Here is an 18,438-nt window from a genome sequence, read left to right as displayed (position 1 = left end):
GTCGTTTGTAGCCGTTTGTAGCCGGATATTGGAAGATCGTGTTGCAATGCAATGGACTTGTTTTCAATTGATTATGATGCGTTGAGGCCGTGGTTTTTGGTTGTATTTGTTTCCTGGATGTTTTTATTGTATTTTTGGGGGGAGTAGGGATATAGCTTAGTTAGCCTTCATTAAAGAAAAGATAAGGTCAATGATAAAATTCTTTAGAAAAATTCGACAAAAACTACTTACTGAAAATAAATTTACCAAGTATACACTCTATGCAGTTGGAGAGATATTACTTGTTATAATTGGAATATTGATTGCCTTGAATATCAACAATAAAAATCAAATTCGCCAAGAAAGAGCTCAGGAGAAAATCTTATTATCAAGATTAGAAGATGATTTTGAGAAAACAAAAGGTTTGTTGGAGAGAACTATTATGATGCAAGAGTCGGTTTTAGACCATTCTAAAGACTTAATTAATATTATTGAAAATAAAGATTATTCCGTAAGTAGTGATTCTATTTTGCAATGTCTGACACTCGGTGGATTCTCATTCCATAGAGCTGAAATAGTGTTAAGTACTTATGATGCCATGATTGGTGCAGGAAATATGTCCATCCTACAAAATAAGGATTTGATAAATAGCCTTTCGGAATTTTCATCAAGATTTAAATTAGGTTTTGAAGATGGAACATTGTCGGAAAATTTTTTATTGATGATGTCTGAAAGTATTATTGACTTTTCACATATATTAGAGTTTGAAGGGAATCGACAAAATTTAGAATCTACTTATAGACCTACCGAAGAAGAAAAACAAATTGCCATTCAAAAACTGTATAATAAGGCTTCGTTTCTTTCCAGTCTTAAGTGGAAAACAAGAACCGAGGCAAATAGGTTAATCTGGCAAAAAGAGTTGTTAGCGGATGTCAATGTTGTTCTTATGTTTTTAAAAAGTAAAAATCCACCTATTAATGAAGATTATTTACAAAAATTCATTGGAAATTATCAAGCAAACGCAGACAGCATCCCTGTTCATTTGAATATATTTTTAGACGATGAGCAACTTTATGTCAACTTGCCTACTGGAAAATTGAAATTGATTCCCTTTTCAATAGATACATTCTTTTCTCAGACACCTACCATTCAATTTAACTTTGATTTTGAGAAAGATAGCGTTGCAGGACTGGAAATCATCATTAATGATAGTCAAATACAATTTGCTAAAATAGATAATGAATAAAAACGAAAGGCTAACAATGTATATGTGCTCATGTCGAGCAAAAGCTCGCCACGCCACATATACGAGCCCGTTGTGTTTCATTAACTAGAAATCAACAAGGCTTAGAACTTAACCCAAATCAAAAATGAAATTTGCACTTTTAATTATTTTAATTCTGAATGCTAGCTTTCTTTGGGGACAAAATTCAAAATCAGATTTATACGTCAAGGTAGATTCCATAATAAAATTTGAATTGAAATATAGATTTGATTCGTTAAAAAGTGTTGTCCAAAAGCATGTATGGGAGGACACTACTGTCCACAAAGGATTTTATCCCAGTTTTAGCAGTTTTCCTGAACATCCCCCTCCGCTCATAAATTTGGATGCTACCATATATCAAATAGAGGAATTGAATGAATATAGCCTCAGGCAAATTGAAAAGATAATAATTTATCCTCCTGGAGATTCTATTTCGACTTTATTATATGGTAATTCAGCAATGAATGGGGCAATCTTCATTACAACAAAGAAACACGCAAGAAGTATGAGAAAATATTTCCGAAAAGAAAAAAAGCGGGGAAGAAGAAGGTCGAATAATTTGGGCAAAGTAGGTTGTAACTATGAAGGACGCTTAAAAAGATAAGAAAACGAAAAGCTACCCCGATCATGCCTTGCCGCAGGCGCAACACAAGGCACGCCGGGTAGCTTTGGCTGTTGGTGGCAACTAAGGAAAAATGAATGAACGGCAAACGAATAATCAAATTAGAAGAATTCAGAAAAGTTGTCGAAGAATTGGCAACTGATTCAAAGAATGAGTTTCCAAGGCTCTACTTTGATTATGCGGGAATTATTCCAATAAATGACAAAACATTCAGATACGATAGTTCGCCAATAAATACCGAAGTTTTTGCAACAACAGGAGGGGATGGGGTTCATTATAGTATTTTGGAAATATCAGAAAAAATACAACCAGTTGTAATGACAGTTCCAATGAATTTTGGATATTCGATGAGAGATTATAACTGGATAATCGGCGAAAACTTAAATGAATTCCTTTCAATCGGATATTTCAACGGTTGGTTTCCAATCGAGCAATTGTGCTATGATAATGAATGGGCAATTGATTTCTATTCTAAGGAAAACATGGAGGAAGATTATCAAAACGAAGCAGACATTCAATTCGTAAAGAAATTAAGAAGTAAATTTGGATATGAACATATTCCATTGAATAACGAGAGATTAAATGAATTGGCGGATAATTATTTTCAGTTTCTCAGATTTAATTCAGAATTCGTGGATAAATACATGAAGAAGATAAATTAAAAAGAAAGCTGCCACCAATATTAAAGGCTGAATAGTCTGGTGCAACCGACTATTCGGACTTTGTTGAACGAAGCGTAGCCGGAAGTGAAAGAAAAATCCTTTATGGGTTTTCGATTCAAGGCAGGAATACACTCGAAGTATTTTTGGAAATAAGGCGAGATATAGAAGCTGTTTTCCTGAGGTGATTTTGAGTAAAAAGCGTGTTTTGAAACAGCTAATTATTGATAAAATATAGTGATTTTTTGTTTCTGACATAAAGATGCCAGGATAGCCTAAGCTGCCAAAGAGATATCAGGTTATTCTTGCAAAACAGGGAAGATTAACTGGCGGATCTTTGTTTGCAGTAAAAGTATAAACGAGGATCATTTTTCCTTTTTTGCAACATGGACACTGATCCGTTTGATGACTGAAGAGTCGTTGTTTGGCCAGGTTTTTTCGTTCGGCCCTTATCAGCATAGTCTTTGTAGTCGAATTGGACAGATTGCTGATCGATTTGTTTGATCCTGTGATTGGTGATGGCTACGCGATGAGAATACCGGGCGAGGTATTTAACCACATGTTGAACTCCGGCAAAAGGCTTTTTGGTGTGTACCACCCAATCCTTAGCATAAAGGTTTTCTTTCCAGGGATGATAGCGGGCAGGCTTGGAAGGAAAGTCAGGGGGTAATATTAAAAGGCCCTGCTCAAGTGCCAATCGCATTTGTTTGAGGAAAAAAGCTTTGAATACTTTTTTCAATGATTGTGTTTGTGGGAACACTACCTCGAACGATGCAGTATTGACGCAAGGTATTCCGCAACTGATCACCATAAGGAACAGTCCTGGTTTTGCGACCTTTACTATTACGGATGGTGATGATACGCAGGTTTTTGTCGAAGTCGCTTACGCGAAGCCTGACCAGCTCCCGGGTACGAATACCGGTCTCGTAGATAAGTTGAAGGACCAGTAGTTGGCGCATATCGCGGCAGGCGCCAAAAAGTCGCTCCACTTCCTGAAAAGTCAGGACCTCGGTAAAATACTTTTGGAGGCGCGGGTTGGGAATTTTCACTACCAGGTCCAGTCGGCGAATGACTTCCCGGCAATAATACTTGACACCGCATACGCGAAGATTGACAGAAGAAGAACTGAGCTGTTGGTGATCCCATGCAAAAACGAGGTAGGCTTTAATCTCATCGGCAGAGCAGTCTTCTGGTCGTTTGTCCAGGTGCAGCATTAAATCACGAAGACCACGAAGGTAATTTTGCCGGGTAGCCCAGGCATTATTGGCAAGAGCCATATGGTTATCCATGCGCTGGAGCGCGTCATCAAATTCAGTTACGCCCGTGGGCTTTCAGGTTTTTTTTAACAATCATAATTGATTACTTTAGTGAAACAATGAAAAGAAAATAGTAATTTAATCGGTGCAAAGCAAGTGGGGAGGGATTAGTTGCTCCGTAGGAGCTTTGTTCAACAACGCCTATACGCAATGCCCTTCGGGACACTGCGCATAGCCAAACCGTTCCTCGCAATATAAAATAAAACAAAAACAAAATGCCTACACTCAACGATTGGTTAAAAAAATGGAAGTTGGAAACACTAAGTTTCAATACAGGATTCATGTCTGCCGAGATAAAATTCAACAATGCAGATAGAAACGCAGCTTGGGAAATGTATGTAGAGTTATTGACAAGAATAACAACCCAACATCTTGAACCAGAACATGGTGATGAAAAGTCTGCATTGACAAGTATTTATTCGTTATTCAACCTAACGAGAGAAATTATCAAAAAAAATGGTTCAGGATGCATTGAGTTTGCCAAGATTGCGATTGTAATCTTAAATCAAGTGATTCGACCATTTACTGCAAAATGGCACAAGATAAGTTTAGAAAGTGGATTTAGTAATGAAGAAAATCGAAAGGTATTTAGAGAGGAATTAAATGAAATACAAAAATTGCTAAGGAAATATACTCAGATGCTTGCTGATGTTGCTGAAGTAGAAGATTTAACAAATTTAGAACATATAAACAATGAAGTATGATGCATTCATATCATATTCGCACGCTGCGGATGGTAAATTAGCTCCAGCACTACAAAATGCTCTTCATAAGATTGCAAAACCTCTATTTAGGATAAGCGCACTTAAAGCATTTAGAGATGAAACAGACCTTTCAGCTACTCCACATCTTTGGGAAGTAATCGAAAATTCTCTTACCAACTCTGACCATTTAATTTTATTAGCTTCACCGACTGCCGCAAAATCTAAATGGGTAAAAAAAGAACTGGTATTTTGGCTGCAAAATAAATCTATCGACACAATTTTAATTGCACTGACAGAAGGTACTATAATATGGAATGATGAAAAAAATGATTTCGATTGGGAGAATTCTAATGCTATACCTGAAATTTTAAAGGGCAAATTTAGGATGGAACCGCTTTATGCTGATTTCAGGTCAGCTAAAACAGAAGAAGACCTCTCTTTATCAAATCCTATTTTTAAAAAAGAAGCAGTAAAATTAGCAGCCCCTATACACAAAAAGACAATCGCAGAACTGGTAGGGGAAGACTTAAAAGAACACAAGAAAGTAATACAACTGAAAAATAGTGCAATTGTAGTACTCCTTGTTCTACTTACTGGTGTCATTGGTCTTGCATGGTTATCAAATGTCAACGCCCAAGCTGAAAAAGAACAAAGAAAGAGGGCTGAAAAAGCATTATTAGAATCTTATAAAAACCAAATCGAAGTACTTACCAGAGATAGGGAAAAAGCATTAGGGCTTAATGAACTCGCTAAACGTGCAGGAAGATTACAGGATACTATTCTTTACTTTAATGAAGCCGATTCACTTTTAAATGAAATTGAAATAATATCTTCTAAGATTAAATCTTTGAAATAAAAGTTCTATGAAAAAAATACAACTAAATATATTTAACTTGATGTTAGTTTTATTTACTTCTACTTGGAGTATCTCCTTGCATTCTCAGTGCAATGAAGTAATAAAGGAAGCAAAGGAAAAAATTAACCCTAACTCCTCTAATCGAGACTATGAAAAAGCGATTAATTTATTGCTTTATGCCCAGGGAATTTGTCCAATTGAGAAGAAGGAAGAAATTGATGCCTTGATTACCAAGACATTTAAATTGATAACCGCTGAAAAGGACAGAGCAACAAAGGCTGAAATACAGGCAAAAAATGAAAAGGATAATGCGATAAAAGCCGAAAAAGAAACAAAAAAAACAGCAATTTCCGCTTTAAACTCTGCTTTGGCATTAGAATTAACAGCCACTAATCCAACTCTTGCAATAAGAGTTGCGGAATATAACTTGAATAAAAATCCAGATGATGAATCAGCCCATGATATGTTTAAACAGATATATGCTCAAGAAAATTTATTTTATAAGTTATCACTCGGCGGACATAGTTTTCCAGTAAGGGCTGTTGATATATCTGATGATTCACAATATTTGGTAACGGCAAGCATGGACAGGAAAACTAACATCTGGAATTTAGAAGGTGAATTGGTTTCAACTTTTCAGCACATTGAAAATATTTATGATATAGATTTCTCAAATGACAATAATTCCATTGACACTTATGTCATAGACGGAAATTACAAGACGAGAAAAATACGCTGGTCTTTTGATGGCAAAAAAATAAGCGATGAAGTAATCGATAGTAAAACATCTCATTTTTATACAACATCTTTTATTGACCCTAATGGTTATTTAATAAACAATCCTCAATTCCAACATGTAACAAATGGGATTGATAAATTTGAAATATCTCGGCTGTTAGGACATAAAAGAATTGTAACTAATGCATTAGGTCAAGAAGCATATATTTACGATGCCGTAATGTCAAAAGATGGCAAATATATCTTAACAGGAGGTGCAGACAAAACAGCGAAATTTTGGGTGCTTCCCAACAAAGAGTTGAAAACGATAGATGAAATTGAATTTAACAACCCTATCGGTGCTGGAAACATATTAAAAAATCAATTAGTCAATAACTCTGATTACTATTACTGTGCATTAAAAGTATACAATTATGAAAACCTGCCAATTTCAGATGTCGATTTTTCCAAAGATAAAACTTTGTTTGCGGTTGTAAACTATTATCTATCTGAATATTCTACAAAACTCTATTCAAAAATTAATATTATAGATAAAGCCACTCAAAAATCAGTTGTTAATTTTGAGCAAGAGGGGATGATTTGCGAAATAGAGTTTCATGATTCAAATATATTTTTCTCCACTTTATTTGCTGATGGAAAGAAAATTTATTGGAGAATTCCTGACAGAGAAGGAGGAGTTCTTCCAAATGATACATTAATAAACTTAAAACTTAAAGTTAACTTGGACAGTTTACTCAATGATATAAAAGATTTTAGAAGGTCAGCTACATACTCTCTACCTTGGGAAGAATTCAACAAAAAAGAATCTTATACATCTAAATTAATTGATACGATTTATTCACCAGAATTAGTTTTCAATTCCTATTCAATTGATAACGCTAATGTAACCGCAAAAAAGTTCGACCTGCCGATTCCAAAAGAAGATTCCATAAATTTTGCTAAAATGTCAAATGATGAAGAGTATATATGGACAGTCTCATCAAATAATGAAGCTATTTTATGGGAGAAAGGCTACGATTTCTACCCTCAAATATTTATTTTGGATTACGGAGTGACTAACAACTTGAACTTTTCTAATAATGGAAATTTTTTTTATTTCACTACTACTAAAGAGGGTAAAGAAAAAAAAGAATATTCACAATGGAATTCCCAAAAGACTACTGACTTAGTCGTTTTATTAGTATCCATATCGGAAGGGTGGACAAAAGAGTTTAAAGTTCTTAATCAAAATGATGATTACGCCAGAGTAAAAAGTATTTCTCTTTCAGAGGATGGAGGTTTACTTGCTGTTACTTTCGATGGAGATGACAATTGTATTTTAGTATGGGACGTAAAAAGTGAAGAAATTATTTTTAAGTTGCCAGATTATGAGGACATAGAAAGTGTAAGATTTATTCCTCAAACTAAACAACTTTTAGCTATCAGAGGTAATCCTGGCACTGCGGCGGTATTTATCAATTTAGATGAAGGAATACTCGAAAGAAAAATTCATTTGAATTCTTATCCCATTAACTCACCAATATTTGAAATTTCAAGAGATGAAAGTTTACTGTTGATAGGAGGACAATTCACTACTGTGGCAAAAACTATAGATGTATGGAATTACAAAACTGGAAAAAAAATCACCTCAATTTACAACCCATACGACATCAATTGTGCTACATTTTTACCACAAAGCAATCACGTAGCAATTGGAAGTGATGATGGAACAATAAAAGTATTTGATTTAGAAGGAAAACTATTAAAGACCTTTAAAGGACACAAAGGCGTTATTTCTGATATTGATGTTTCACAGGGAGAAGACTTGATTTATTCAACGGGAGGAGATTACTATTTAAGGTGCTGGAATAATAATGGAAACGAAATTTGGAATAAAGAATATCCATCTGGAATATCAAACTTAGCTTTACATCCTTATGGGGAATTTATTCTTACCAATAGTTATGCAAGTATTAATATGATATCTACAAAAGAAAGCTTTTTAGATAATTCTATTTGTGAGTTTGACGCTTACGATTTTTTTATTGCTGGGTTAATTGTTAATGAAGATGAAGCTTCGACAGATTTAGAATATGAAATTTTAGCACTCCAATATGAACAAAATCGAAACTGGGATATAGCATCAAAATTTTATAAAAAAATTTCCAATGGAAGTAATAAAGTAATGATGCACAGTAAAGCATTTTTATTAGAGGAAGCTTCAAATATTAATCAATTTGAAGCATATCTGGATGTGACAAATGGACCGATGTTACTTAGATTTTTTCAATCCTTAAACGAAGAAATTATCAACGAAGAAAACAAATTAGACTCATTGTATAATAGCTTAAATGAACATGACAAAAAAAATTTCTTGAAAAGAAAGTCGAATTTCACTGAAATAATCCAAAATTATAAAAAGTTAATACTTTTTTCAGAAAGGTCAAGAGTAACCTCCCTTGTTGGTAATGACTTATGTAATTATATTAATAGTCTTGCATGGTATTGCATTCTTACCCAAAGAAGGAATGAAGCAGAAGGGTTACTGCTAAGGGGTGTTAGACTATGTGGCAATAACACAGATTTAAGAATCAGATTGGTTTCGACTTTATTAGTTCAAAAAAAATATACGGAAGCAAAGGAAATTATACAGAGCATATCCTTAAACGAAAATTATAAAAAGAGAAACTCATTTCATTTCAAAGCCTCATTTTATAATGGATTTCAACGGTCTGAAAATAAACCAAACAGAGAAGTGCTACTAAATGAAATAGAATTTTTGGAATCTATAGATATTTTAGACACTCAAAACCCTGAGCTAAACCAAATAAAAAAAACAATAAAAGAAAATTAATACTGCGAGGAATATTAAGAGTATGTCTAAAAATTGAAGTCTTTGGAAAAATGGGAACCAGTTATTAAACTTGTGGTAGACTAAAACCCAAGTCAATGCAAACTCAATATGAGCGACTAACTGATTCCCAGTGGGAAATTATAAAAGAATATTTACCTATCAAAAGAAAACGCAAATATGATTTGCGAGAAGTGGTAGACGCAATTTTTTGGATATTAAGAATTGGCAGCCAATGGAGAAATCTTCCGGGAGAATTTCCTCCCTGGAAAAGTGTATATTATTATTTTCAAAAATGGCAAAAGGATGGAACACTGCAAAAATTAAATGAAGGATTGAATCGAAAGGAAAGGAAGCGACAGGGAAAAGAAGAAACGCCCAGCATGCTAAGTATTGATAGTCAGTCTGTTAAATCAGGACCATTTGTGAATATAGAAAAAGGAATTGACGGAAACAAGCGTGTTAATGGGCGAAAGCGTCATATCATCACAGATACTTTAGGTTTAGTTTGGGGGATAGTTGTCCATGCGGCTAATCATGCAGACGGAGCAATGGCGCACCAGGTAGTCGAGCCTCTGGTTGGATACTTGCACCGGTTAGAAATAATACTGGCAGATGCTGCTTATAAAATTATCTTCATGGATTGGGTATATGAGAATCTGTTAGGAGTAGAAGTAGAGCTTTCATCAAAGCCCCCAAGTGCAAAAGGGTTTGTTCATGTGAAGTGGCGCTGGGTTACCGAACAGACCTTCGGGCGGTTCAATTACTTTCGCCGATTGGACAAGGATCACGAAAAAACAACAGAAAGTTCCGAAGCGTGGGTACTTTGGCAGAATTGCCAAACAATTTTATATCGCTTGGAATGATCTACAAATTTAAATTTTTAGACATACTCTAAAGGCTGAATAGTCTGGTGCAACCGACTATTCGGACTTTGTTGGACCTGTCTTCAGACGAAGCGTAGCCGGAAGTGAAAGAAAAATCCTTTATGGGTTTTCGATTCAAGGCAGGAATACACTCGAAGTATTTTTGGAAATAAGGCGAGATATAGAAGCTGTTTTCCTGAGGTGATTTTGAGTAAAAAGCGTGTTTTGTAACAGCTAATTATTGATAAAATATAGTGTTTTTTAAGTGTAAATTAGGGTAAGATTTTAAAAAATCAGATCAAAGGAGTTCCCTATAAGATCGTTTTCCAGCAGCCCGGCAACGGGTTCGCCTGAAGGCAGGTCCAACTGAAATCGGAGATTCGACAAAGTCAAATGTCTACGCAGGAGGTTGTGTCGGGAGAAAGAAGTGAGGGGGAGAAGCGTAGACATTCCTTTGAGTTACATGACATTGAGAAAATGAAAAAATCGATAATTTTAATTGCTTGTTTTTTAATAACAGTGCAGCTTTATGCTAGTTACGGTTGTGGAGGAACTTTAGATGGTCTAACTAAGGGGAGTGACCTGGTGATAATTGGAACAATCGAAGAAAACAAGCTCGACATTGTAAAGACGAAAGAGAATAGCTTTCTAATAAACATTAATATTCAACAAGAAATTAAAGGAAAATCAAAACATAAGCAAGTTCAAGCATTTGTTCCTTTCAACTTTGACATTAAAGCGATTAATCAAGTCCACATACTATTTTTTCTTCGCACTCATAAATTAGATACATCAAAATACCTAACTGATAATTGTTGGATAATAAATCTTAGTAATTCTGATAATGATATTAGATTAAAAAGAATTAAGGAATTCGTTCAAATTGATGAAATTAGTCACAACAAGAAGCGACGTAAGAAAACCATCGAATGGTATTTGAAATGTATGATTAATGATACAACACGTTATACAGGTATAACAGGCTTTTCTGTAATGGGGCCTTTTTATGAGTTTGATTCAAAAACTAACAAGTACAAAAGAAAAAAAAAATATAAATTATCGAAAAGTCAAAAAAAACAATTGAGACTTTACTTTTTAGATAAATTGAATTTTGAATACAATGATGTTTTTATTGTAGGTCTTATACGTAAAAGAAAAGACCCAGAGATTTTAAATAAGCTAATTGAACAATTAAACCTTTACGACAAAACAGACGAATTCTATAATATTTCAAATCGTGTTTGGTTTCGTGAATTCAATATTATGCAGGAAATATTAAATTTTACAGATGATCCAGAATTAAACAGGATCTATGAATATATCAAAAAGATTGGATTTTATTCTCCTTCACAAGAAATTCAGAAATTGACTTTTGAATTTATACAAAGAATAAAAGTCATGTAACATCCTGCATATCTCCATACCTCCATATCTCCTAACGTCGGTCCGGAGCATGCAGGCAAAACGTTAAGGAAGCAATACAAAAATGAGAGAATCTAAGAGGTTAAATTTTTTGAAATCCTTTCTCAAATTATACGGAGTTGAGAAAATTGAATTGATTGAAGAAAATGAGAATTCAATTAGTGGATTCGCAATTTATAACAATTCAAACCTTGAAGAAAAACAAGAATTTATTTGGCATAAATCTGAAGATGAAGTTCCATCACCTGAATTAAAAATATTGATTGAAAAAATAGTCTCAGAGAAGTTACACTATGGAGATAAGGTTATAGATGAGATTGAAAATATAGAACTTCCTGAGTTTGACAACCAAATGAAAGAAAAACTAATTGACCAATTATATGATATTGAGATAAAAATGATTGATAATGGTGAAGAAACAGACTCATTCTTTGTTCATGATTAAAAAACTACCCACAACAAAAAATATAGTGCATGCCGCAATTAGTTGTAAATATGAAAAATGGTCTTATAAATATATTTTGTCGTAACTTGAAAATTAATTGGGTCAAAATGCGGCATGCACCATATGCAAATCGTTGTGTACAATTAGAAAAATGAGATTCAATAAACCTGCATATCCGACAGTGTATTTTAGTGAAGAGATTTGGGTGAAATGTCCAAAGTGCTCTAAACCAGCATTGGTAAAAACAGAACTCCCAAAGTACACTCTTCCTTTTCCAAGGGGGCATAAATCTGTTTGTAACTGCAAACACTGTGGATTTCAAGAAACGGAAGATAAAAATTGGTCAGGCTATGTCCAGGGGTTTATTAACCGAGCGTGTGGAAATTGTGGAAGTGCAGTATCTCACTCAACACGACCGACCAAAGAACCATATGAAATATCAGAAATAACATGTGATATCTGCAAGCATACAAGAGAATATGAGATTCAATGGTATCGATACCGAAATGATAAACCTACTGACCCATATTTTGGGTTTGACTTGTGGCTTAAAACAAGTGTAAAAGACAATGTTCTTTGGCTTTATAATATCGACCACTTAGAATATTTAATGGAATATGTTAATGCTAAACTGAGAGAAGATGATGGTAGGCATAAATATTCGATGATAACCAATTTACCAAAATGGGTTAAATCCAGTAAAAACCGAGATGTGATAGTTAAAAAACTAAATACACTAAAAAGAGAATTTGAAAAGAAATATAACTACACACAATATTAAAGGCTGAAGTTACTGGTGCAACCGTGATTTCGGACTTTGTTGGACCTGTCTTCAGACGAAGCGTAGCCGGAAGTGAAAGAAAAATCCTTTATGGGTTTTCGATTCAAGGCAGGAATTTTATAGAGGAAGGTTTATAGAGATTTATTGGGATTACTTGCCCTGTTGGGGTTAAAAAGAGTGGTTTATCATTAAATATTAGAGAAAGTTATTTACAAAATACAGCACTTTTTTAAGCCTTTTGCCTGTGATTTCTGCCAGGTAAACATAAATGAGAATACCGGGCGAGGTATTTAACCACATGTTAAACTCCGGCAAAAGGCTTTTTGGTGTGTACCACCCAATCCTTAGCATAAAGGTTTTCTTTCCACGGATGATAGCGGGCAGGCTTGGAAGGAAAATCGGGCGGTAATATTTAAAGCCCTTGTTCAACCGCCCCGCGCATTTGTTTGAGGAAAAAAACTTTGAATACTTTTTTCAATGATTGTGTTTGTGGGAACACTACCTCGAGCAATGCAGTATTGACGCAAGGTATTGCGCAACTGATCACCATAAGGAACAGTCCTGGTTTTGTGACCTTTACTATTACGGATGGTGATGATGTGGAGGTTTTTGTCAAAATCGAAGTAATTTATCCACATCCAGTTCGTATTCCTCCGAACCGACCTTTGCAGTCCCGCTTACTTCAGTGTAAGGGTCACCCCGAACCACCCCCGACACGGTGTGTACGGGGCAGGCTTTGCGGCTTGCTAATACTTCTTGGCGTTACCCAAGTGTATAGGAGGCTTTCACTCCCTAGTCAACTGAACTTCTTCAATTGCATCCTTCCAAGAAAAAGGATATATTTACCATTCAAGGCACACACAATGTGGATGACGGTCATACTTTTTTGCCGCGGGCGCAACACAAAAAAGTACGACGCATCCACTGGACGTTGTAGCCAATTAAAAGAGAAATCATTAAAAATTCAATGTCAGTTCGTAGAAGCCATGATGAAGTATAGTGAAAAATGAGCAACCATCTACCCATGTCATCATCCAATAAGTCCATTGCGGTTCTCCCTTTTGTTAATATGAGTGCCGACCCTGAGAACGAATACTTCAGCGATGGCATAACTGAAGAAATAATCAACGCCCTAACCACAGTGAAGGGCTTGAAAGTCATTGCCCGCACATCCTCTTTTGCATTTAAGAATAAAAATATAGATGTGCGAACCATTGGTGGTCAGTTAGGAGTAAGTACTGTTTTGGAGGGGAGTGTCCGGAAATTCAAAAAAAGGGTTCGCATTACAGCGCAGTTAATCAGTACTAATGACGGCACTCACTTCTGGTCAAAGAATTTTGATCGGAATTTGGAAGACATATTTGCACTACAAGATGAAATAAGTTTACTCATTGCTGACCAGATTCGAGAAAATTTTGGTCACCTCAATATTCAGGAACATCTAATTGAAGCGCCTACACAAAATATGGAGGCCTACAACCTTTATCTTAAAGGTCGCTATCAGCATTTAATGTGGGATGGACCAGGAATCGCAAATGCAGTGGAACTCTATGAACAGTGTGTAGCGATAGATCCCTCATTTGCTTTGCCTTACTTTGGTTTGGCGTATTGTTATGCCATGTCCGGATCATGGGGAAATAATAAAGGCTTGTTGCAGATGTCAGAAGAGAAGCTCAGCAAAGGTTTTAAGCTGGACAAACAATCCTATGTAGGGAATTTCAGTAAAGCGACATTGTCCTTTTGGGGCCAATGGGATTTCATCAAGGGGCAAAAATATTTTCTAAAAGCAATAGAATTTAATCCATCCTATACGGAAGCAGAAGAAGGTTTATGCGAATTGTATACAGCAGTCGGCTATTTCGAAAAAGCGCATTGGCATACTGATAATATTTTAAAAATAAATCCTTTATCTCCGAATCATTATTTTACCAAAGCAAATATTCATTATTTAAACGAGGACTACACGAAAGCTTTAGAATGTATAGAGACCTCATTGAGCATCAACCCAGGTTTTACACATCCCATTGCACTAAAACAACTGTGCTTAATTCTTACAAAAGATTACGAAAAACTAAATGACTTCTTAGATAAAACTCCTTTGGCAGAGAGACCAGAAGAATGCAGAGTATTATACAAATTGGTAAATCCAGACGATAAGATCGATGTTGATATCAGCAGGGTTAGCTCAATGATAAAAGAGGATTCTGGGGGAGCGCTTTTTCCCTGGCAACTTTTTTTGTTGGTCCATTTGGACAAACACGAAATGGCATTGGACTTTTTAGAAGAAAACGTCAGGATGCGTACCGGTCAAATCATAAACTTTATGAATATTCCGCTGCTTAAACCATTACACCGGTATCAGAGGTTCCAGGATTTACTGCAAGCCACTTTCCGTATAGAGCTATTGCCAACTGACCCCGAAAAACAAATACGAATTGACCCTCCCAAGGCCTTATTGTCGGCTGCTGAAATCGACAAGATTTTAGAACTTATTGAAAAAGGAATGAAGGAAGAAAAGTGGTTTCAAAACCCATCTTTATCTTTACGCTCGCTAGCCGAAAACTTGAACATTAGCAGTAACAAGCTTTCCTGGTTGCTGAATGAACGAATTGGCCAAAACTTCAATGAATACATCAATAGTCTTCGTTTGGAAAACTTCAAAGAGAATGCCCTAAATTCTGCCAATAGCCACCTTACCCTTTTAGCACTAGCTTATGAAAGCGGCTTTAATTCTAAATCGGTATTCAATACTTTCTTTAAAAAAATCGAAGGTATGACACCGAAAGCTTGGTTGAGGTCTAATCAAATTTAAGCCTGTTTAAAAAGTCCCAAATCTCACTATAAAGTCCGCAATTACATTTCAGGACGATTCACCTTTCTTTCCACTTCATCTTTGCACTATCAAATCGATAAAGCAGAGTAAATAATCATCAGATGATGATTCCTTTCACCTTTACTAAATAAACTAACGATAATGGGAGGGGCTTTGTAGCAATCGGAATTTTTTAAAAAAAAACTATTAATATCATGAAAAATCTATTTGCAATTCTTTTATTTTTTTGCACACTTAGTGCTTTTGCTCAAAAAAACTCACCAGTAGATAAAGAAACTGAAGTAGCCCATAAGTACAGGGTAAGTCTACCTTATTTTATTATAACAGATCCTATCGGGGATTCCTGGGACGATCAACAAAATACACAACACATAGAGCTTCATGTAAAGCGCAACCTGGATAATAAGAACATCATAGGACTGAAGTTTGCCACCTGGCGATTGTTTCAACCAATGGGAATCACATGGTGGGATGGTCTATTGGATAAGTTAGAGACAGAAAGTGAATTCTATCCAGGACATGTGCGAGAAACAGGAATAGGTATAACATACCAACGTATGCTATGGAAGGGGCTATTTGCAACTGTAGAAGTTCTACCGCAATTTCAAACCTACCTGGATCTAAACGGTGACAAAATTGGAAATGGTTTTAAACTTTATAATTCGTATCACTTGGGCTACCATATCTCAATTGGTAAGAAAAAACGATTTTTCATAGAACCACAGGTTCATAGTCAGCACTGGATGTTTGATAACAATGCTCCCGATGGATTTAAGAAGTTGGACGATAAATGGAGAAACTACTTTCTTTTTGAGCCAAACATTTACATAGGGGTGAATTTTTAAGCTATAGTCTGACAAATAAAATCAATTACTTTTTATATAACGATTAAAAATATTAAAAATGAAAAACTCATTAATTTTTGTATTTACATTTTGTACGCTTCTCTCTTATGGTCAAAACGAGACCAACCAAATTGAAAGAAAAGGATTTGTTATTGGTTTTGGAATAGGCGGTGGTGTCATCAGTATATCTGATAGTGATCAAGAAGTTCCTTTCGACGAAGCTCAAGGCGGTGGCAGTTTTCCTAATTTGAAATTGGGTTGGATGATCAATGATCGCCTGGCTATTCTAGGATCGTATTCTGGAATGAGCTACGAATATCAAGGTAAAGACCGAAGTTTTGATGCATTTATGCCATCTGTTCAATATTGGGTAAAAGACCGATGGTGGGTAAATGCTGGTGCAGGTCTAGCTATGGATTTTCCAGCAATCTATGAAGACAACATTAAAGATGAAGATTGGAATTTTGGTGGAGCAGTTGCCTTCAGTACAGGGTATGAATTAGTGCAAAAGAAAAACTTTGCGCTAAACCTTCAAACCCAACTGCAGATGGGATGGACTAATTTAGATAATGATAAAGATCGAGACGCTGTAGTGCTCTCTATTGGATTAGGATTTAATTGGTTTTAAAAATGGATGCCTTAAAACATTTACATAGGGGTGAATTTTTAAGCTATAGTCTGACAAGTCAAGATTCACAATTCTTGGGTTGTCAGACTATAGGTACAAAACAACAAATAGCATGTCCAACAAAAGGGAACGATATGAAATAACTCAGGGACTTGACCAATCCTGGACCTTTGAAGAAGCAATCTAAAGAAGTAAGTCCCTAAAACCTAAGTTTATTCCCAGCACAAAAGGAAAGACGTTTTACTCAGATATAAACTATCAATTGCGTGGAGGAATAATCGATACCATCACAGATAAATGATTTAATACTATTTTAATAGTTTATCGACTGAACAACTTAATCCCGAACACAAAAAGAAATGGAAAAAAAATCATTATATAAGTCCGAACAAGGCAAGAAAGAAATACTTGACCTTTATGAAAAAAAACTAGGAAGTCTTAACATTGATTATGAATATAAGACGATCCCTACCCGTTTTGGAGACACCAATATGATCGTGACAGGGGATGCTACAAAACCACCGATTATTATTATTCATGGTTCGAACGGTTGCGCTCCGGTAGCACTCGAAACATATAAGGATTTGATTGATTCTTTCTCTGTCTATGCAATAGATGTGTTGGCACAACCTAATAAAAGTGCAGAAACACGCTTGAGCATGCAAGATGATTCATACGGTCAATGGATGAACCAAATAATTGATGAGCTCGAATTAGAAAAAGTGACGTTAGCTGGCTTTTCTTTCGGTGGCCTTGTGATTCTCAAAACTTTAATTAACAATGAGCATAAAATAAAGGAAGTTTTTCTTTCAGCACCAGCATATGTCGTGAATGGAAATCCAATCAAAGCACTGATTCAGTTCTTTATTCCGATGAAGCGTTACATGAAAACAAAAAAATCAAAATACCTCAATCGATTTTTAGAGGCTGCCTTTACGGAAAGGGATGATTTTGCACAACAAAGTTTGGCGTTGGTATTCACTCATTTCACCATGGATTTTACATCTGTGCCTATTATTAAATCAAGTGATGCATCAAAAATTCAAACGCCCATAACATTGATTGCTGCAGAAAATGACATTATTTTTCCTGGTAGAAAAATGATGAAACGCGCGAAGAAAATCTTTCCTTCTCTAAAACACATTATGTTATTGAATAACTCTAAACATGTGCAAAACAGGAAGGATAATTCAAGAATAGCGGCCTTAATTATGAATAAATCAGAACGATTTAAGGATTGATTACCCTATTATTTTCATAACGTTTTAAAAAAAGCAAAAATAAAAATGGAAAACACAAAAAACACAATTCAAATATTAACAAGAATTCAACTTTTAAGCAGTATTGTTTGGGCTACAATAATGATTGTTTCCGCCTTAGTTTTGGGGGGAGGTTCATACCGGGAAATTAGCCTAATACTTATCTGCGGTTACCTTGTTGAATTTTTGCTTCTGAGCTCATCTAAAAACAAGCTAAAGAATACTAAACAAGAAAAAATATAATAAAGTACAAAAAGTTTATAAATTATATTTCAATATGTAAATCTGATGGAAGCTTAGATGTGTCAATATTTTTTTAATGAGGAAGCAATTGATCTATTCCATATATCACCCTATATGAGGGGCTAGAATATATTGATCAATCGATATG

General features: G+C 35.2%; 18 protein-coding genes. 15 read left to right on the top strand and 3 right to left on the bottom strand.

Features of this window, described 5'->3' with window-relative positions:
- The first annotated feature begins 190 nt into the window (after window positions 1-190).
- From H6571_09290 to H6571_09280, 3 genes are all read left to right on the top strand, one after another.
- Entirely contained in the window at window positions 191-1,225 is a 1,035-nt protein-coding gene (locus tag H6571_09290; GenBank protein MCB9323913.1) for a hypothetical protein, read from the top strand.
- Between the two features lie 124 nt (window positions 1,226-1,349).
- Window positions 1,350-1,847 (top strand): hypothetical protein, encoded by a 498-nt coding sequence (locus tag H6571_09285; protein MCB9323912.1) that lies wholly within the window; start codon window positions 1,350-1,352, stop codon window positions 1,845-1,847.
- 95 nt (window positions 1,848-1,942) lie between these two features.
- Window positions 1,943-2,527, top strand: coding sequence for a hypothetical protein (locus H6571_09280; protein MCB9323911.1), 585 nt, complete (start codon window positions 1,943-1,945; stop codon window positions 2,525-2,527).
- A gap of 319 nt (window positions 2,528-2,846) precedes the next feature.
- Here H6571_09280 and H6571_09275 read toward each other — a convergent pair whose 3' ends face one another.
- Together H6571_09275 and H6571_09270 are read right to left on the bottom strand one after the other, a co-directional pair.
- On the bottom strand, window positions 2,847-3,263 hold the full coding sequence (locus H6571_09275; protein ID MCB9323910.1) for a transposase: 417 nt from the start codon (window positions 3,261-3,263) through the stop codon (window positions 2,847-2,849).
- Window positions 3,211-3,813, bottom strand: a complete 603-nt coding sequence (locus tag H6571_09270) for a tyrosine-type recombinase/integrase (protein ID MCB9323909.1) — start codon at window positions 3,811-3,813, stop codon at window positions 3,211-3,213. Before H6571_09270 ends, H6571_09275 begins: the two co-directional genes overlap by 53 nt.
- A 242-nt stretch (window positions 3,814-4,055) precedes the next feature.
- On the opposite strand from H6571_09270, the gene H6571_09265 reads away from it, so the two are divergent.
- From H6571_09265 to H6571_09250, 4 genes are all read left to right on the top strand, one after another.
- Window positions 4,056-4,544, top strand: coding sequence for a hypothetical protein (locus H6571_09265; GenBank protein MCB9323908.1), 489 nt, complete (start codon window positions 4,056-4,058; stop codon window positions 4,542-4,544).
- Complete coding sequence (locus H6571_09260; protein MCB9323907.1) at window positions 4,534-5,400, top strand: TIR domain-containing protein; 867 nt, start codon at window positions 4,534-4,536, stop codon at window positions 5,398-5,400. Before H6571_09265 ends, H6571_09260 begins: the two co-directional genes overlap by 11 nt.
- 7 nt (window positions 5,401-5,407) lie before the next feature.
- Entirely contained in the window at window positions 5,408-8,971 is a 3,564-nt protein-coding gene (locus tag H6571_09255; GenBank protein MCB9323906.1) for a hypothetical protein, read from the top strand.
- 95 nt (window positions 8,972-9,066) lie between these two features.
- The gene (locus tag H6571_09250) at window positions 9,067-9,834 is read left to right on the top strand and encodes an IS5 family transposase (GenBank protein ID MCB9323905.1); all 768 of its coding nucleotides are present in this window, start codon (window positions 9,067-9,069) and stop codon (window positions 9,832-9,834) included.
- Between the two features lie 285 nt (window positions 9,835-10,119).
- On the opposite strand, the gene H6571_09245 is transcribed toward H6571_09250, so the two are convergent.
- The gene (locus tag H6571_09245; GenBank protein ID MCB9323904.1) at window positions 10,120-10,284 is read right to left on the bottom strand and encodes a hypothetical protein; all 165 of its coding nucleotides are present in this window, start codon (window positions 10,282-10,284) and stop codon (window positions 10,120-10,122) included.
- Window positions 10,285-10,311: 27 nt separating this feature from the next.
- Here H6571_09245 and H6571_09240 point away from each other — a divergent pair, with 27 nt between their 5' ends.
- From H6571_09240 to H6571_09205, 8 genes are all read left to right on the top strand, one after another.
- Window positions 10,312-11,238: a hypothetical protein gene (locus H6571_09240; protein MCB9323903.1), complete on the top strand. Its 927-nt coding sequence runs from the start codon at window positions 10,312-10,314 to the stop codon at window positions 11,236-11,238.
- Between the two features lie 82 nt (window positions 11,239-11,320).
- Complete coding sequence (locus H6571_09235) at window positions 11,321-11,701, top strand: hypothetical protein (protein MCB9323902.1); 381 nt, start codon at window positions 11,321-11,323, stop codon at window positions 11,699-11,701.
- Window positions 11,702-11,852: 151 nt separating this feature from the next.
- Entirely contained in the window at window positions 11,853-12,482 is a 630-nt protein-coding gene (locus H6571_09230) for a hypothetical protein (protein ID MCB9323901.1), read from the top strand.
- 1,069 nt (window positions 12,483-13,551) lie between these two features.
- A complete protein-coding gene (locus tag H6571_09225; protein ID MCB9323900.1) occupies window positions 13,552-15,294 on the top strand; it encodes a helix-turn-helix domain-containing protein in 1,743 nt (580 codons plus the stop codon).
- Window positions 15,295-15,509: 215 nt separating this feature from the next.
- Window positions 15,510-16,160: a hypothetical protein gene (locus H6571_09220; GenBank protein MCB9323899.1), complete on the top strand. Its 651-nt coding sequence runs from the start codon at window positions 15,510-15,512 to the stop codon at window positions 16,158-16,160.
- Between the two features lie 58 nt (window positions 16,161-16,218).
- Window positions 16,219-16,788 carry a hypothetical protein gene (locus H6571_09215; GenBank protein MCB9323898.1) on the top strand — a complete coding sequence of 190 codons (570 nt, stop codon included), beginning with the start codon at window positions 16,219-16,221 and terminating at the stop codon, window positions 16,786-16,788.
- A gap of 359 nt (window positions 16,789-17,147) precedes the next feature.
- The gene (locus H6571_09210) at window positions 17,148-18,029 is read left to right on the top strand and encodes an alpha/beta hydrolase (GenBank protein ID MCB9323897.1); all 882 of its coding nucleotides are present in this window, start codon (window positions 17,148-17,150) and stop codon (window positions 18,027-18,029) included.
- A 45-nt stretch (window positions 18,030-18,074) separates the two neighbouring features.
- Window positions 18,075-18,290 (top strand): hypothetical protein, encoded by a 216-nt coding sequence (locus tag H6571_09205; GenBank protein ID MCB9323896.1) that lies wholly within the window; start codon window positions 18,075-18,077, stop codon window positions 18,288-18,290.
- Window positions 18,291-18,438: the final 148 nt, after the last annotated feature.

The organism is Lewinellaceae bacterium, assembly GCA_020636105.1.
GTDB lineage: Bacteria > Bacteroidota > Bacteroidia > Chitinophagales > Saprospiraceae > BCD1.
The sequence above is the reverse complement of the archived record's forward strand: the minus strand, read 5'-3'. Positions and strand labels throughout refer to the sequence as shown.

Excerpts from the sequence above, each read along its gene's own strand:
- H6571_09290 (MCB9323913.1), top strand. The coding sequence starts at position 191 with ATGATAAAATTCTTTAGAAAAATTCGACAAAAACTACTTACTGAAAAT.
- H6571_09285 (MCB9323912.1), top strand. The coding sequence starts at position 1,350 with ATGAAATTTGCACTTTTAATTATTTTAATTCTGAATGCTAGCTTTCTT.
- H6571_09280 (MCB9323911.1), top strand. The coding sequence starts at position 1,943 with ATGAACGGCAAACGAATAATCAAATTAGAAGAATTCAGAAAAGTTGTC.
- H6571_09270 (MCB9323909.1), bottom strand. The coding sequence starts at position 3,813 with ATGGATAACCATATGGCTCTTGCCAATAATGCCTGGGCTACCCGGCAA.
- H6571_09265 (MCB9323908.1), top strand. The coding sequence starts at position 4,056 with ATGCCTACACTCAACGATTGGTTAAAAAAATGGAAGTTGGAAACACTA.
- H6571_09260 (MCB9323907.1), top strand. The coding sequence starts at position 4,534 with ATGAAGTATGATGCATTCATATCATATTCGCACGCTGCGGATGGTAAA.
- H6571_09255 (MCB9323906.1), top strand. The coding sequence starts at position 5,408 with ATGAAAAAAATACAACTAAATATATTTAACTTGATGTTAGTTTTATTT.
- H6571_09250 (MCB9323905.1), top strand. The coding sequence starts at position 9,067 with ATGCAAACTCAATATGAGCGACTAACTGATTCCCAGTGGGAAATTATA.
- H6571_09245 (MCB9323904.1), bottom strand. The coding sequence starts at position 10,284 with ATGTCTACGCTTCTCCCCCTCACTTCTTTCTCCCGACACAACCTCCTG.
- H6571_09240 (MCB9323903.1), top strand. The coding sequence starts at position 10,312 with ATGAAAAAATCGATAATTTTAATTGCTTGTTTTTTAATAACAGTGCAG.
- H6571_09235 (MCB9323902.1), top strand. The coding sequence starts at position 11,321 with ATGAGAGAATCTAAGAGGTTAAATTTTTTGAAATCCTTTCTCAAATTA.
- H6571_09230 (MCB9323901.1), top strand. The coding sequence starts at position 11,853 with ATGAGATTCAATAAACCTGCATATCCGACAGTGTATTTTAGTGAAGAG.
- H6571_09225 (MCB9323900.1), top strand. The coding sequence starts at position 13,552 with ATGAGTGCCGACCCTGAGAACGAATACTTCAGCGATGGCATAACTGAA.
- H6571_09220 (MCB9323899.1), top strand. The coding sequence starts at position 15,510 with ATGAAAAATCTATTTGCAATTCTTTTATTTTTTTGCACACTTAGTGCT.
- H6571_09215 (MCB9323898.1), top strand. The coding sequence starts at position 16,219 with ATGAAAAACTCATTAATTTTTGTATTTACATTTTGTACGCTTCTCTCT.
- H6571_09210 (MCB9323897.1), top strand. The coding sequence starts at position 17,148 with ATGGAAAAAAAATCATTATATAAGTCCGAACAAGGCAAGAAAGAAATA.
- H6571_09205 (MCB9323896.1), top strand. The coding sequence starts at position 18,075 with ATGGAAAACACAAAAAACACAATTCAAATATTAACAAGAATTCAACTT.